The sequence below is a fragment of the Zhongshania aquimaris genome (assembly GCF_019312595.1).
Taxonomy (GTDB): domain Bacteria; phylum Pseudomonadota; class Gammaproteobacteria; order Pseudomonadales; family Spongiibacteraceae; genus Spongiibacter; species Spongiibacter aquimaris.
In genome coordinates, this window is sequence record NZ_JAHWDQ010000002.1 from 226,244 (window position 1) to 240,020 (window position 13,777).

Consider the following 13,777-nt stretch of genomic DNA (forward strand, 5'->3'; position numbering starts at 1 on the left):
TCAACTAATATTGATTTAGAACGACGCCCAGCATAGCAATGCTAAATCCGATAACGGCGCCGAGTGGCGGGCTACGGTGTTTGCGTATCGGTATTTGCGGGGCAATATCTTGAAATATGAGATAGAGAATGCCACCACTAGCGATCAGCATGATACCACCTAATATTTCGTGTTGATCTCCAAGTACGCTGAAGCCCGCCACGCCAAATAGTGGCCCCAGGGGAAGCAGTGCCAGCATCATAAGTAGTACTTTCTTGGAAGAGTGCCCTGCGTCAGTAAGCTCTTTATAGGCATTAAAGCCTTCGGGCAAATTTTGCAGGCCAATGAGCACGGCTAGCAGCACGGTACTGTCTGCACCGCTCGCGGCGATACCACCGAGTGCCAGTGATTCGGGCACATAATCTAGCAGCATTCCGGTAAGTTGTGGTGCCGAGCGACGATGAATATCCAAGTATTTTTCCAAGTAATAGAAAAATACCCCGCCACTAAGCATAAGTACAATCGCCCACGGTGAATGATTGAGATGTTTCAGGGCATCGGGTACTAAAACAATGGCGACGGCGCCGAGTAAAATACCAGCGCCTAAGGCAATAACGCTATGACGAAATTCTTCATCAAGCCACTTTCGCTGAATGCGAGTTTGGCTAGCAATAAAACCGCCGATAGGGATGCAGGCGCCGGCTGCGGCAGTGAGTAGAATAATATTGAGCATGCCGTGCATAGAAGTGTTTGCTACATTAATTTGTACTGGGTAAGTAGGTGCTGAAACGCGCATCTACACTTCGAATAAAATCTTCTACTTGTCGTGTGTAGTCAGAGTCCGTCCCGAGCTTGCCATTGATATCGCCGTGGGACAAATCAAGCCTTATTTGTCGTGCATTGACACCAAGTTCCTGGGCCTTTTTGGCAAAGGCATTGGTTTGTGTACAGCTATGTTCACGCCGTGTTGAGCAAACCAACAGTATTGGCTGTACATTTTTGTGAAGATGTTGAATAGCAGAATTTTTGCGCCAATAGTTAGGGTCGTTGCCAAAGGCGCGATCGTATAGCCGAGCATGATCTCGGGTCATAAGGAGATTGATATCTAGTGCGGCGCTGTCTAATAGAATGGCCGCTTGAATGCTAGTCAGAGTTCGTGTGTCTGTAAGTGTGGGGTCCGTCATCACTAGAGAAACTAAGTGCGCGCCGGCGGAGTGGCCCATGACGATGATTTTTGAGCTGTCGGCGTGCCAGTCGCTAGCGTGTGCTTGCACGTATTCTATGGCTTTCGCGACATCTCCTGCCTGCTGGTAGGGATCGGTTTTTGGTAACATTCGATAATTGATAGAGATGAATACCCAGCCACGTTGTCGCCAGCGCTCGACTTTTGCCTTTACTACCTGTTGATTTTGCTTGTCCCCAATGCGCCAAGCGCCACCGTGAACCATAAACATGATGGGGCTATTTGCTGTGTTGTCGGGCAGGTAGACATCGAGTTTCTGTTTTTTGGCGTCGCCGTAGGAAATGTCTTTAAGAGTCTCGGCGTGTGCCGTCGTTCCCGCACAAAGAGTCAAGAAAAATAAAGGAAAAATAAAGGACGCCAGTGATAAATTTTTCATTCGCCCTTCCCTATTGCCTAGGGCTACGGTTTGACGTTGGGTAGATCACAGGTGGTGCGGTTAGCCCATAGTGATTCTAATATCGCACTTCGCGTAATTAGGCCGATCAGTTTGCCTTCGTTAGCTACCGGGTAGGACTTGGGTTTGTTTTTCCCCATTTTTTGGGCGAGATCGATAATAGACGAGTCAGCTTCTACCGATAATACTTCCCGGCTCATCACATCATCAACAATCGGAGCGCCTTCACAGTGGTAGCTGCTGACCAGCACGGAGTGGATACAGTCTTGTTCTGACACAAACCCCACTAATTCATGTTGCTCGTTGATAACTGGGAGGCCGAATACGCCATGCTTTAGCAATGTTTCAACCACTTCGCCAAGGTCACAGCCTTGTTTCACGAAGGGTGATGGTGAGGTCATCACGTCCCGTACCAGCATTGATGTAGTCATAAATTACTCCGCTAGAGCTGTATTCTTACTATATCGCGCTTGAGTCGATAGCGTAAATATGATGTTACCGGCTACCAATAATGGTTTTGGCTATCGAAAATGCGTGTTCGGTGACTTACTGCTATTACTGAGTTTAACCCAATTTTGTTGTTAAGTGGATTTGCCGCGGCACTGCTTATTGCGATGATGAGTGTTTTGGGTAGCCAGATTGGCTACCCAATTATCAAGCCGTGGTAAGTACACCGTCGCGGTAGTCTCGCATTGCCTGCTCAATTTCGTCGCGGGTATTCATCACAAAGGGGCCGTATTGCACCACGGCTTCGCCTATTGCTTTCCCGGCCAGAATTAATAGCTTGGCTCCGTCAGTGGTGCTTAGTGTTAGTGATTCGCCGTTGCTGAGTATTGCCGCAGCGTTATTCCTAAGCTGTTGGTCGCCAATCTCTGCAATCCCCTCATAAATATATACCAGTGCATTATGTTCGGGCTTTAACGTGACAGTCGCGTTTTCGCCCGCGCCAATGCGCAAGTCGATATAGACAGGGTCAGTACTCAGCCTTTGCCCATCTAAGCCATTGATATACCCGGTCGCCGCTGCGCCGTTTATTTGAGAGCGACCCGCTATGAGCACGGCCTCACTATGTTGGCTTAGCGCTAAATGGGGGATGTGCTCTGCCGAAATATCTCGGTAGCTCGCGGCTTGCATTTTCTCGTTGGCGGGTAGGTTGATCCACAGCTGAAAGCCGCGCATGCGCCCCGCTTCCTGTTGTGGCATTTCGGAATGGATAACGCCGCGTCCAGCAGTCATCCACTGCACACTGCCGTCCTTGAGGTGCCCTTTGTTGCCCAGATGGTCTTCGTGAAGCATATGACCTTCAAGCATATAGGTGACTGTTTCAAAGCCGCGGTGCGGATGCGAGGGAAATCCCGCCAGATAATCCGCCGGCTCGTCGGAAAAAAACTCATCGAGCATCAAAAACGGGTCATGACGAGCGCTATTGGACTGCCCGAGACTGCGTTTGAGTTTAACGCCCGCGCCATCAGAAGTGGCTAGCGCCGAGATTATCTGTGTCACTGTGCGAGTCGTCATGAGGCCTTCTCCTTCGAGCTCTTGTTAAGCTTAGGCTGCTTTTTCAAGTAATTGCGTGCGGGCATCGGCAAGCGCTTTGTCTGCTATATCGGGTCCCATATTCAGACCTTCGGCGTAAACAAATTCAATATCGCTGATCCCCATTAAGCCTAATATGTGGCGCAAATAAGGGGTTTGGGTGTCCATCGGGGTCTCAAGGTACTTGCCGCCGCGGGCGGCGAAAACGTAAACCTTTTTATTGCTAAGCAAGCCTTCCGGGCCGTTCGCGGTATAGCGGAAGGTTTCCCCAGCGCGGGCGACGTGGTCTATATAAGCCTTGAATGTCGATGGCACGCCTAAGTTATAAAGCGGAATACCAAGCACAATAATATCGGCGTCGCGCAATTCATTTATTAGCACATCCGATTCCGCCACGATAAGTTTTTGCTCTTCTGTTCTTTGTTCGGCGGGCGTGACAAAAGCGGTGAATCGCTTGCCGTCCAAGTGCGGGATTGGGTTTGCATGTAAGTCGCGAGACATCAGAGCGGAATCATCGAGCTTGCTTCGCAAGGCCTGAATAAATTGATTTGCCATCTGGCTGGATTTACCGTCTTCGCCAAATAAACTGCTATTAATGTGAAGGATATTCGTCATGGTGTGCTCCTTAAAATAAATGTTGGCTTGTCACTGCCGATGACCTATTAAACTATTGATAAATTTGTTTAAAAAGCGCAATTTATTGACATTAATGATCAGGAAAGTTGATGTTTATGGCGGGGCCCAGGACTAATTTAGAGCAGTGGTACTGTTTTTTGGCAGTTGTGGACGAGGGCAGCTATGCCCGCGCGGCGGAGGTATTGCACAAAAGCCAGTCAGCCGTGACCTATACCATTCAAAAGATGGAAGAGCAGCTTGGTGTAAAGGTGTTCGAAATCCAGGGTAGAAAGTCGCAGCTGACCGAGGTGGGGCAAATGTTGTACCGCCGAGGCCGCGCGTTGATAGATGAAGCTTTGCGTTTGGAAAAATCGGCTAAGTCAGTCGCAGCGGGCTGGGAGCCGCAATTGCGAATTGTTTGCGACACTCTGTTTCCTAGTCACACGATGTTAGATTGTTTGGCTGATCTGAGTGAACGCTGCCCAGATACGCGCATTGAATGTGTTGAAACAGTCTTAAGCGGCGCGGAAGAAGCCCTCCTTGAGCGACGCTGCGATGTGGCGATTACGGGTATTGTGCCGCCGGGATTTTTGGGAGATCACATTCTTAGAGTGAAGTTTATTGCGGTCGCACACCGAGACCATGCCCTTCATAAATTAGATCGTCAGTTAGATTATCGGGATTTACGGCCGTTTCGACAGGTGGTGGTTCGAGATTCCGGCGTGCGTCGGCAGCGCGATGCGGGGTGGTTGGAGGCCGCGCAGCGCTTAACTGTTAGTCGTATGGAGCTGTCTATAAGTGCAGTCGCGCGCGGATTAGGTTTTGCGTGGCTACCGGAAATAGCGATGGAAAAAGAATTAGAGAGTGGCGAAATTATGCCCTTGCCCATGATTGAAGGTGGCGAGCGCTATGCCGATTTATTTTTGATTTTACCGAATCGAGACCTAGCTGGCGCCGCGGCTTTGCGCTGTGAAGCATTGATAAAAGCGGCTACCGAAAATTTAGTTTGTTAATTATGAGCGTGGGCAAAATAAGTTAGGGCCGGCTTTGGCCGTATATTGAGTTGATGGAGTTTTAAAATGGGGCGTCAACAACAGTTTGAATTGATGGGCCGATATAACCGAGATATGAACCAGCGTCTTTACGCGGCAGCGGCGACCATGGATGAGGATCAGTTAGCCAGCAATGTCGGTGCTTTTTTTCACTCAATTATAGGCACCTTAAATCACCTCTACGTGGCAGATGTCATGTGGTTGCAGCGCTTTGCAGTGCATCACTTTTCCGCTGCGAATCACCTTGCAGATGTGGCAGCCATGGCGCGTCCTACCGCCTTGAATCAAGTATTGCATGAAGATTTTGAAGAGTTGTTTCGCGTTCGACGAGCGCTTGATACAACGATATGTGCGTGGACAGAGAATTTACAAGAAGTGAGTTTTGATCGCCCGCTAACTTATAAAAACAGCAAAGGCCACGATTTCTGCAAGCCGTTTGGATTGGTGTTACAGCATTTCTTTAATCATCAGGCGCATCATCGCGGTCAGGTAACCACCCTGCTGAGTCAGCAGGGTGTGGATGTAGGCGTAACTGATTTACTGCTTTGGATCGAGGAGTTGCCGTTTGAATCGGCTGAAAAGTAGATTAGTTGGCGGCGAAGGTGGAGCGGACGTCGTTTTGCTTGTAGAACACGACAAGCTCGTTATATGCGTTCGTGACTCTTTCCATGCGATTGATTGCCGCGTTGTAGCTGACAGGCGAAACCTTTTTGCCGCAGGCTTCTAATCTTTGGTCCGCATCCTCAATGTAATTGCGGACTTCTTTTTCAAGTTTCACAACTTGCGCAAACGTCGTTTCTTGTAATCTGGGAATCTCAGGTGCGCGATAAACCGCGCGCGCCGCACAGTCGGCAAAAACGCCATTACTGATAACACTCAGTAACAATAGGGCCAGTATATTGGCGGTGTTTCTCATTGGTCATACCTCTAAATAAAAAATGACGCAAAATGGTTTCAAGAAGTTGGGCAGGAGGGGGTGATACCTATATGCACAAATATTGTTACGCAGGCTTGCGGATTAATCAACCGCTAACGGCTGTCTTGCGTTGAGTGACATTGTTTTTGTGTTACGAATGGTAGCGAGCTTCGGATTTCCGCGCGGGTAGATTTTTTAACACACTTTGCTTAAATAGCGTGGCTAAACTTATACCGCGGGCCAAATTAAATACACTGAACGTTAACCAGAGCCCGTGGTTGTCCCAGTGTCGCGTGGCAGCCCAGAGCGGCAGGTATACGGCACATACGCAAAATATCATGCACCATTGCATGGCCCTGGTTTTTAGCGCCCCAATGTAAATACCATCGAGCAGGTAGCTGGGCGCGCAAAGCAGCGGAAGCCAAACGAGCCAGAAATAATACTCATTAAGCAGCCCGTTCACGGCTGGCAAATCAGTCATTCCGGTAATGATCAGGGGTTTAAGTAGGAATAAAAGTGCGCTCACGGCGATGGCTGTTATCGCGCAATAATTAGTACAGGCGCGGCATACAGCCATCAGGATGTTGGGATCTCGACGCTTGTAGGCTTCCCCCACAAGTGCCTCAGCAGCATGGGCAAAACCATCTAAGCCATATGCACTAATCATCATAAGCTGCAGTAGTATGGCGTTAGCGGCGAGCTCGTTTTGACCAAGAGCAGCGCTTTGGGCGGTAAAGAAAGCAATGCTAAATAGCAGTGCAGCAGTGCGAATAAAAAGCTGTAAATTGCTACTAAAAAGCGCCTTAAGACTGGGCCCGTATGACCAAGTTTGCTGTATGCCAAGTCTTAGCATTCGCGCTAGCGGCATCCGAACTGACCATAGTGCTAGACAAAAGCCGCAATATTCACTGATAGCACTGGCCGCCGCTGCGCCGTCGCTTTGGTAGCCCCATTTGATAATAAATAGGTAATCTAGGCCGATATTAAGGATGTTGCTTGTCACTGCTATGGCCAGAGGCCAGCGAGTTTGTTGTTGACCTATGAGCCAGCCTACCACCACATAGGTGCCGAGAACGGCGGGGGCGCTGTATAGGCGAATTGATAAGTAGCTTTGGGCTAAGGGATGCAGCACTTCGTCGGCATTCATTATTGACAAGCCGATATGCCCGAGTAAATTCCCGCCGAGAAGTATAAGCGCGGCAATGGCCCAGCTAAAGGCGAGCGCTTTTATAAGTAAGCCGGCGCCCTCCTTGTCGTTATGCGCTTGGGCACTAGCGCCGGTAGTGCCCATTCTTAAAAAGCCGAACCCCCAATATATGAAGGCGAGCAGGCTGGTGCTTATCGCAACGGCACTTAGGTAGCGACTATCGCTGAGATGGCCGAGGATGGCGGTATCGACGATGCCAAGAAGTGGCACAGATAAATTTGCAAGGATCATTGGCCCGGCTAGGGCGCGAATGCGTAGCTTGATAGGTCTCGCAGTGGTCATGGGTGAAGCATATCGCTCAACTAGGCCCACAGGTTCACTGTGCGCACAAAACTAGGGCGGAAATAAACTGATCTTGAGATCAGGATTAAATTAGATTTTACCCTATATCTAGTGGTTGCAGCTGAACATTAACCCTTTAATTGGTGGGGATAAGCTAAAAGTGATGGGGTTAAGCTGAAAGCTGTAACTTAATCCTTTAATGCAGAGTAGCGCTGGTGCATTTAACGGGTTTATAATTGCGGCGTTTTGTCGCACCCAAAGCAGTGTTTACGGGTAAAGTGATGCACAAATTACGAATGAATCTCAATACGGATTTTACGAAATTCGCACTGGGATTCGTTTGTGTCTGTTTTAAGAGTTCAATTTAACGATTGTGTTCCCCCAGCAGATCAAAAACTTGTCCATCGCCTGTCCAAACCGGCTTAGGGGTCTTTATTAACTGTACATGGAGACACGGGAATGTATTTACAAGCGAAACGGCTGCTTAAGCTGGCGCTTAGTCCTGTGCTAATGCTGCTAAGTCTGTTTAGTGCCGGCGCATGGGCCGAAGCAGGCGAGCGTTGGCAAACCAATATGGCCCCCGGTGTTACCGAGGTTGGTCATCAAATTTACGATTTGCATATGTGGGTTTTCTACATTTGTGTCGTAACAGGCATAGTGGTTTTTGGCGTGATGTTTTACTCGGTATTTGCCTACCGCAAAGAGCGTCATCAGGAGCCGGCAACTTTTCACGAAAATACCCGCGTGGAAATTGCTTGGACAATAGTTCCATTTCTGGTTTTGTTGTTTATGGCTGTTCCGGCCACAAAAACACTCATCGAAATCTACGACACCGATGACGCTGATCTTGATATTTTGATCACCGGTTACCAGTGGAAGTGGAAATACGAATACATCAACCCGCATGGCGACAATATCAGTTTCTTTTCTAATCTGTCGACCGATGGCGCAGAAATTGCGAACACCGAAGCCAAAGGGTCAAACTATTTGCTGGAAGTTGACGAGCCTGTTGTCATTCCCGTAAATAAGAAAGTGCGCTTTTTGGTGACTGCTAACGACGTATTGCACGCGTGGTGGGTACCTGCACTGGCTGTAAAGCGTGATGCGATTCCTGGTTTCATCAACGAAGCATGGACTAAAGCGACTGAAACCGGTGTTTACCGCGGGCAGTGTGCGGAGCTATGTGGACGTAACCACGGCTTTATGCCGATTGTGGTTAACGTGGTTGAAGAGCCTCAGTACCAGGCGTGGTTGGGCGAGAAGCAAGCCGCTGCTGCTGAGATTAAAGAGTTAATGGCGAAAGACTTTTCTTTGGAAGAGCTGGTTGAGCGCGGTAAGTCAGTTTACGCGAGCAGCTGTTCAGCGTGTCACGGAGCAAATGGTGAAGGCGGTGTTGGTAAAGCCATTGCCGGCAGCCCAATTGCGACCGGCGCAATGAAAGAGCACACCGATCGCGTTGTGAACGGTGTACCTGGCACAGCTATGCCAGCATTTGGTAGTCAGCTAAATGAGGTGGATCTTGCTGCTGTAATTACATATCAGCGCAACGCCTTTGGTAACAACATGGGTGACATGTTGCAGCCAGTTGATATTTACAAATTCAAGAAAGGTCAGTAGGGGGATTACACCATGGGTGCTCATCACGGACCTGCTAAAGGTTTGACTCGGTGGTTATTTACCACCAACCATAAAGACATCGGTACGATGTACTTGTGGTTCAGCTTTGCGATGTTTTTACTAGGCGGCTCGTTCGCTATGATTATTCGCGCCGAGCTTTTTCAACCAGGCTTGCAAATAGTCCAGCCTGAGTTTTTCAACCAGATGACCACCATGCATGGTTTGGTCATGGTTTTCGGTGCCATTATGCCGGCCTTTGTTGGTTTGGCTAACTGGATGATTCCGATGATGATCGGCGCGCCAGATATGGCTTTGCCACGGATGAACAACTGGTCGTTCTGGATATTGCCACCAACGTTCCTATTGCTGGCGTCTACCTTGTTTATGGATGGGGGTGGTCCTAACTTTGGTTGGACGTTCTACGCGCCACTGTCTACGACGTATGCGCCACCAAGCGTGACCTTCTTTATATTCGCGGTTCACGCCATGGGTATATCGTCGATCATGGGTTCCATCAACATCATCGCTACTGTAGTTAATATGCGCGCGCCTGGCATGACCTACATGAAAATGCCGATGTTTGTATGGACTTGGTTGATCACTGCGTTCTTATTAGTTGCTGTAATGCCAGTATTGGCCGGTGCAGTAACCATGATGTTGATGGATATTCACTTCGGTACCAGCTTCTTTAGTGCGGCCGGCGGTGGTGACCCAGTCTTGTTCCAGCATGTATTCTGGTTCTTTGGTCACCCAGAAGTTTACATCATCATTTTGCCAGCATTTGGTGTCGTGTCAGAGGTTATTCCAACCTTCTCTCGCAAGCCTTTGTTCGGTTATGACTCAATGGTTTACGCAACATCATCAATCGCGTTCTTGTCGTTCATAGTATGGGCTCACCATATGTACACGGTAGGTATGCCGATTGCTGGCGAACTGTTCTTTATGTACGCCACCATGTTAATTGCGGTACCAACGGCGGCGAAGGTGTTCAACTGGATCACCACCATGTTCAAGGGTTCTATTACGCTTGAAACGCCAATGCTGTTTGCGATCGCCAAGGTGTTCTTGTTCACCGTCGGCGGTTTCTCTGGTCTGATGCTGGCGATTGCGCCTGCTGACTTCCAGTATCACGACAGTTACTTTGTTGTTGCTCACTTCCACTACACAATGGTTGCTGGTGCGATCTTCGCGCTGTCTTCTGCCGTGTACTACTGGATTCCAAAGTGGACCGGCAAAATGTATAACGAGACTATGGGTAAAACCCATTTCTGGATCTCGTTCATTGGTTTCAACCTGACCTTCTTCCCTCAGCACTTTGTGGGTCTGGCAGGTATGCCGCGTCGTATTCCTGACTACAACCTGATGTTTGCTGACTTCAATATGATGTCATCGATCGGGGCGTTTATTTACGGTGCCAGCCAGTTGTTGTTCTTATTCAATATTGTTAGAACGATTACTCATGGCAAGCCTGTCAGCGATCCGAAAGTGTGGGAAGGTGGAACGACTTTGGAATGGACAGTGCCTACGCCTGCGCCATACCACACCTTTACGACTCCGCCCCAGCTTAAGTAAGAGGCAGTAATTATGGCGACTCAGGCAGACAAAAATATCAAAGTGCTCAGCGTTAAGCTGGCGGGTTTGGTAGTTGTGATGTTTGCCTTCGCCATGTGGGTTATGCCCCCGCTTTACAATGCGTTGTGTGAAGCGTTGGGCATTAACGGGAAGACTAACGGTCAGCAGTACACGGTTGTAGATAGTCAAATCGATACGAATAGAATTGTGAAGGTACAGTTTGTTGCGCAAAACAATGAAATGATGCCTTGGGAGTTTGCGCCAAACACCAGTCAGATTGAGGTTCATCCAGGTGAATCTAATCAAGTCACTTATTACGCAAAGAATACGCAAGATAAGTTCATGGTGTCGCAGGCAATTCCCAGCATTGTTCCGTCCCGCGCTGCTGAGTATTTCCACAAAACTGAATGTTTTTGTTTTAATCAGCAGCCCTTAGCGGCGGGAAAAAACGCAGATTTGGCACTACAATTTATTATCGATCGCGATTTACCCAAAGATATCCACGTAATTACCTTGTCGTACACAATTTTTGATGTAACCGAGATGGCGGCGAAACAGGATTCTGTTGCGGCATCATCGAAATAGAAAAGAGATTTTTCTCTCCCGAGAAAATGGAGATTTAACAATGGCGGGTCAAAGCAATACAGGGCACGAAACCTACTACGTGCCCGACAGTAGTAAGCTTGCTGTCAGCGCATCGATAGGTATGACAACCATCGTTTATGGTGCTGCCAGCGTCATTAATGACAGCAGTTATCGTGCAGGCGAAGATACCAATTCCGGCTTTATTCTATATGCCGGTTTATTTTGGTTGGCGGCTACTCTTTTTGTATGGTTTAGCACGACGATTCGTGAAAACCGTGCAGGCATGAACAGCGCACAGCTTAAGCAATCCTATGTGATTGGGATGCAGTGGTTTATCTTCTCTGAAGTGATGTTCTTCGGCGCCTTCTTCGGCGCCCTCTTCTACATCCGTAACCTTTCAGCGCCTTGGTTGGCGGGTGAAGGTGCAGGAACAATGAATACCCTGTTATGGCCTGGTTTTGAGTACTCGTGGCCATTGCTGACAACACCACAAGACGCAATTGGTGGCGTGCAGGCTCAGGCAGCCGCTGGACATTTGGCAAACAATGGTGCTTTCGTTGGTGCTGAGCACAGTTTGTCGTTCCCAGGTTTTGCTAATATTGCGCACTGGTTGCCACTCTATAACACCGTTATTCTGTTGGCTTCTAGTTTCACCTGCCACATTGCTCATATGGGCATTAAGCAGAATGATCGCAAGAAGTTTAACCTGTGGTTGTTTATTACCGTGGCGCTCGGTTGTATCTTCCTGTACCTACAGTACATGGAATATCATGAGGCGCTGTTTGAATATGGTATCAAACTGAATAGCGGTGTATACGGAACGACCTTCTTTATGTTGACCGGATTCCACGGTTTTCACGTAGCGATGGGTACGTTTATGCTGTTGGTACAGTGGCTGCGCTCAAAAACCAAAGGTCACTTCTCTGCAGAAGACCAATTTGGTTTTGAAGCTTCGTCTTGGTACTGGCACTTTGTTGACGTGGTTTGGGTATTCCTATTCCTTTTCGTCTACATAATGTAAGCGCAAGCAACTCGACGTATTGAGTCATTGGCCGGTACATCTGCTTACAACGTAAGTAGGTGGTACCGGCCAAGTTCATTATTGAGCTGCTACGGGGTTTGTTGTACTGCGGCCCCAGATTCTAAATAGCGTTGATCCCATGGGGCGTTCGATCCCAGTTTTCCGGTGAAAACCCCGTAAAAAAGGAAGCCCATCATCAAGGTGGCAAGTATCAGGCGGACCTTAAGAGACTGCCAAGTTCGCATGGTGGTACCACGGTCTTGCATTAGGAAAAACAGCCCGCTAAATAGGCTGATGACAAGTGCGATAAACAGCACAGCTATGACAATCTTTAACCACATATCGGTAAACCTCCCTTAACGTTTGCCGCAGTATACACAATAGGATTTCATAAATGGCTAGCCAGCGGACAAGGTTTCAGTGGCAGCTCGATTGGAAGTCGGTACTGGCGATAATGTTAATGTTGCCGGTATTGGTGAGCCTCGGCTGCTGGCAGCTGCGTAGAGCGGATGAAAAGCGAGTATTGCTGGCCAACTTTGAAGAGCGTCGTTTACTACCTGCCGTGAATATCGCAGATCTTGACGCCTATCCAAATTACCGCCCCGTTTATGCTGTGGGTGAGTTTGATCCTGAGAAATATTGGTTGCTCGATAATCGAATTTCTCACGGTCGATTCGGATATGAGATAATGGCGGTTTTTATCCAAACTGATGGAAGTCAGTTACTAGTTGATCGCGGTTGGATTGAGGGCGATGCCTCGCGCCGAACTGTCCCGGCAGTGACGGTTCCCAAAGGTCTTGTCAGCATTAGCGGTGAGCTTTACCGCAGTGAGGATAAAAACTTTAGTTTGGGTAGCGAGGTTCAGACTGGGTGGCCACGCCGCCAACAGTGGTTGGATATTGATACTGTTAAGCAGGAATTTCAAAACATGCTGCCGGTCAGTCTGCGGCTTGATGAAAGCAGTATTGGGGCATTTCAGACCGAGCGACTGGTGGTGAATGTTACACCGGCAAAACACACCGGTTACGCCGTGCAGTGGTTTGCGATGGCCTTGGCCTTAGGCATTATTTTTATTTTCCTTAACACAAATTTGGCTGAGCTACTTAAGCGCCGCAAAGACGAAGAGAACAAAGAGCTATGACAACAACTGTAGACCCCAAGCGCGGTAAGCGTCTTCTTAGTTTGATATTAGGTATTCCAATTGTCGTCATTTTATTGTCTAGCGCAGTTTATTATCTTGCCAAGGAAAATATCATTAATTTCCGTACCGTTAATCGCGGCACTTTGATCAACCCACCGGTACAACTTGGTGACTTACACCCCCAGCGCATTGACGGTGGCGAATTCCTTTTTAACCATGCGGATTCTCGCTGGGTGTTCATGGTGGTTGGTGGTCAAAACTGTATTGATGCCTGCGAGCGCATGCTTTATTTAACACGGCAAACGCATACTGCGTTGGGTAAAAAAGTCGATCGGGTTGAGCGTATTTATCTTGCGACGGAAGGACCTTTGTCGCCATCGTTGCGTGATTTTATTGAAGCAGAGCATAGCGACCTTACCGTTTTACATGCCGACGGTACGCCATTTTTGAGCAAATTAAAAAACCTAGAAATTAATCCCTTTGATTCCCGTGCCTTTTACGTTGTCGATCCGATGGGCTGGGTAATGATGTATTACCGCGCGGGGGACACGGAGCAGCAAACACTGACTACATTAGGCAAGGATGTCCTCAAAGATATGGGGCGCCTGATTAATTAA

At 48.5% G+C, this 13,777-nt stretch carries 16 protein-coding genes; 8 read left to right on the top strand and 8 right to left on the bottom strand.

The window, feature by feature from the left end; all coding sequences use genetic code 11:
* Positions 1–4 precede the first annotated feature (4 nt).
* The 5 genes from KXJ70_RS09830 to KXJ70_RS09850 form a co-directional block, all read right to left on the bottom strand.
* Positions 5–775, bottom strand: coding sequence for a ZIP family metal transporter (locus tag KXJ70_RS09830; protein WP_255558391.1), 771 nt, complete (start codon positions 773–775; stop codon positions 5–7).
* On the bottom strand, positions 738–1,598 hold the full coding sequence (locus KXJ70_RS09835; RefSeq protein WP_219043332.1) for an alpha/beta hydrolase: 861 nt from the start codon (positions 1,596–1,598) through the stop codon (positions 738–740). The genes KXJ70_RS09830 and KXJ70_RS09835 overlap by 38 nt, the downstream gene beginning before the upstream one ends.
* 23 nt (positions 1,599–1,621) lie before the next feature.
* Entirely contained in the window at positions 1,622–2,047 is a 426-nt protein-coding gene (locus KXJ70_RS09840) for a CBS domain-containing protein (protein WP_219043333.1), read from the bottom strand.
* Positions 2,048–2,270: 223 nt separating this feature from the next.
* Positions 2,271–3,134 carry a pirin family protein gene (locus tag KXJ70_RS09845; protein WP_219043334.1) on the bottom strand — a complete coding sequence of 288 codons (864 nt, stop codon included), beginning with the start codon at positions 3,132–3,134 and terminating at the stop codon, positions 2,271–2,273.
* A gap of 30 nt (positions 3,135–3,164) precedes the next feature.
* Positions 3,165–3,767 (bottom strand): FMN-dependent NADH-azoreductase, encoded by a 603-nt coding sequence (locus tag KXJ70_RS09850; protein WP_219043335.1) that lies wholly within the window; start codon positions 3,765–3,767, stop codon positions 3,165–3,167.
* 116 nt (positions 3,768–3,883) lie between these two features.
* On the opposite strand from KXJ70_RS09850, the gene KXJ70_RS09855 reads away from it, so the two are divergent.
* Positions 3,884–4,780: a LysR family transcriptional regulator gene (locus KXJ70_RS09855; protein WP_219043336.1), complete on the top strand. Its 897-nt coding sequence runs from the start codon at positions 3,884–3,886 to the stop codon at positions 4,778–4,780.
* 66 nt (positions 4,781–4,846) lie between these two features.
* The gene (locus KXJ70_RS09860; protein WP_219043337.1) at positions 4,847–5,404 is read left to right on the top strand and encodes a DinB family protein; all 558 of its coding nucleotides are present in this window, start codon (positions 4,847–4,849) and stop codon (positions 5,402–5,404) included.
* Position 5,405: 1 nt separating this feature from the next.
* Here the strand turns inward: KXJ70_RS09860 and KXJ70_RS09865 are convergent, their stop codons facing one another.
* A complete protein-coding gene (locus tag KXJ70_RS09865) occupies positions 5,406–5,735 on the bottom strand; it encodes a hypothetical protein (protein ID WP_219043338.1) in 330 nt (109 codons plus the stop codon).
* 151 nt (positions 5,736–5,886) lie between these two features.
* A complete protein-coding gene (locus KXJ70_RS09870; RefSeq protein ID WP_219043339.1) occupies positions 5,887–7,224 on the bottom strand; it encodes an MATE family efflux transporter in 1,338 nt (445 codons plus the stop codon).
* Positions 7,225–7,683: 459 nt separating this feature from the next.
* On the opposite strand from KXJ70_RS09870, the gene coxB reads away from it, so the two are divergent.
* The 4 genes from coxB to KXJ70_RS09890 are packed head-to-tail and all read left to right on the top strand — an operon-like array spanning position 7,684 to position 12,019.
* Complete coding sequence (gene coxB, locus KXJ70_RS09875; RefSeq protein ID WP_219043340.1) at positions 7,684–8,841, top strand: cytochrome c oxidase subunit II; 1,158 nt, start codon at positions 7,684–7,686, stop codon at positions 8,839–8,841.
* A 12-nt stretch (positions 8,842–8,853) separates the two neighbouring features.
* Positions 8,854–10,413 (top strand): cytochrome c oxidase subunit I, encoded by a 1,560-nt coding sequence (ctaD, locus tag KXJ70_RS09880; RefSeq protein WP_219043341.1) that lies wholly within the window; start codon positions 8,854–8,856, stop codon positions 10,411–10,413.
* Positions 10,414–10,425: 12 nt separating this feature from the next.
* A complete protein-coding gene (locus KXJ70_RS09885) occupies positions 10,426–10,998 on the top strand; it encodes a cytochrome c oxidase assembly protein (RefSeq protein ID WP_219043342.1) in 573 nt (190 codons plus the stop codon).
* Between the two features lie 40 nt (positions 10,999–11,038).
* Complete coding sequence (locus KXJ70_RS09890; protein ID WP_219043343.1) at positions 11,039–12,019, top strand: cytochrome c oxidase subunit 3; 981 nt, start codon at positions 11,039–11,041, stop codon at positions 12,017–12,019.
* A gap of 89 nt (positions 12,020–12,108) precedes the next feature.
* Here KXJ70_RS09890 and KXJ70_RS09895 read toward each other — a convergent pair whose 3' ends face one another.
* The gene (locus KXJ70_RS09895; protein ID WP_219043344.1) at positions 12,109–12,360 is read right to left on the bottom strand and encodes a DUF2909 domain-containing protein; all 252 of its coding nucleotides are present in this window, start codon (positions 12,358–12,360) and stop codon (positions 12,109–12,111) included.
* Between the two features lie 53 nt (positions 12,361–12,413).
* Between KXJ70_RS09895 and KXJ70_RS09900 the strand changes: the two genes are divergently transcribed.
* Entirely contained in the window at positions 12,414–13,160 is a 747-nt protein-coding gene (locus tag KXJ70_RS09900; RefSeq protein WP_219043345.1) for an SURF1 family protein, read from the top strand.
* On the top strand, positions 13,157–13,777 hold the full coding sequence (locus KXJ70_RS09905; RefSeq protein ID WP_219043346.1) for a redox-active disulfide-containing membrane protein: 621 nt from the start codon (positions 13,157–13,159) through the stop codon (positions 13,775–13,777). Before KXJ70_RS09900 ends, KXJ70_RS09905 begins: the two co-directional genes overlap by 4 nt.

Bases quoted from the DNA above. Each gene is read 5' to 3' on its own strand.
- KXJ70_RS09830 (WP_255558391.1), bottom strand. From the start codon at position 775: ATGCGCGTTTCAGCACCTACTTACCCAGTACAAATTAATGTAGCAAAC.
- KXJ70_RS09835 (WP_219043332.1), bottom strand. From the start codon at position 1,598: ATGAAAAATTTATCACTGGCGTCCTTTATTTTTCCTTTATTTTTCTTG.
- KXJ70_RS09840 (WP_219043333.1), bottom strand. From the start codon at position 2,047: ATGACTACATCAATGCTGGTACGGGACGTGATGACCTCACCATCACCC.
- KXJ70_RS09845 (WP_219043334.1), bottom strand. From the start codon at position 3,134: ATGACGACTCGCACAGTGACACAGATAATCTCGGCGCTAGCCACTTCT.
- KXJ70_RS09850 (WP_219043335.1), bottom strand. From the start codon at position 3,767: ATGACGAATATCCTTCACATTAATAGCAGTTTATTTGGCGAAGACGGT.
- KXJ70_RS09855 (WP_219043336.1), top strand. From the start codon at position 3,884: ATGGCGGGGCCCAGGACTAATTTAGAGCAGTGGTACTGTTTTTTGGCA.
- KXJ70_RS09860 (WP_219043337.1), top strand. From the start codon at position 4,847: ATGGGGCGTCAACAACAGTTTGAATTGATGGGCCGATATAACCGAGAT.
- KXJ70_RS09865 (WP_219043338.1), bottom strand. From the start codon at position 5,735: ATGAGAAACACCGCCAATATACTGGCCCTATTGTTACTGAGTGTTATC.
- KXJ70_RS09870 (WP_219043339.1), bottom strand. From the start codon at position 7,224: ATGACCACTGCGAGACCTATCAAGCTACGCATTCGCGCCCTAGCCGGG.
- coxB (WP_219043340.1), top strand. From the start codon at position 7,684: ATGTATTTACAAGCGAAACGGCTGCTTAAGCTGGCGCTTAGTCCTGTG.
- ctaD (WP_219043341.1), top strand. From the start codon at position 8,854: ATGGGTGCTCATCACGGACCTGCTAAAGGTTTGACTCGGTGGTTATTT.
- KXJ70_RS09885 (WP_219043342.1), top strand. From the start codon at position 10,426: ATGGCGACTCAGGCAGACAAAAATATCAAAGTGCTCAGCGTTAAGCTG.
- KXJ70_RS09890 (WP_219043343.1), top strand. From the start codon at position 11,039: ATGGCGGGTCAAAGCAATACAGGGCACGAAACCTACTACGTGCCCGAC.
- KXJ70_RS09895 (WP_219043344.1), bottom strand. From the start codon at position 12,360: ATGTGGTTAAAGATTGTCATAGCTGTGCTGTTTATCGCACTTGTCATC.
- KXJ70_RS09900 (WP_219043345.1), top strand. From the start codon at position 12,414: ATGGCTAGCCAGCGGACAAGGTTTCAGTGGCAGCTCGATTGGAAGTCG.
- KXJ70_RS09905 (WP_219043346.1), top strand. From the start codon at position 13,157: ATGACAACAACTGTAGACCCCAAGCGCGGTAAGCGTCTTCTTAGTTTG.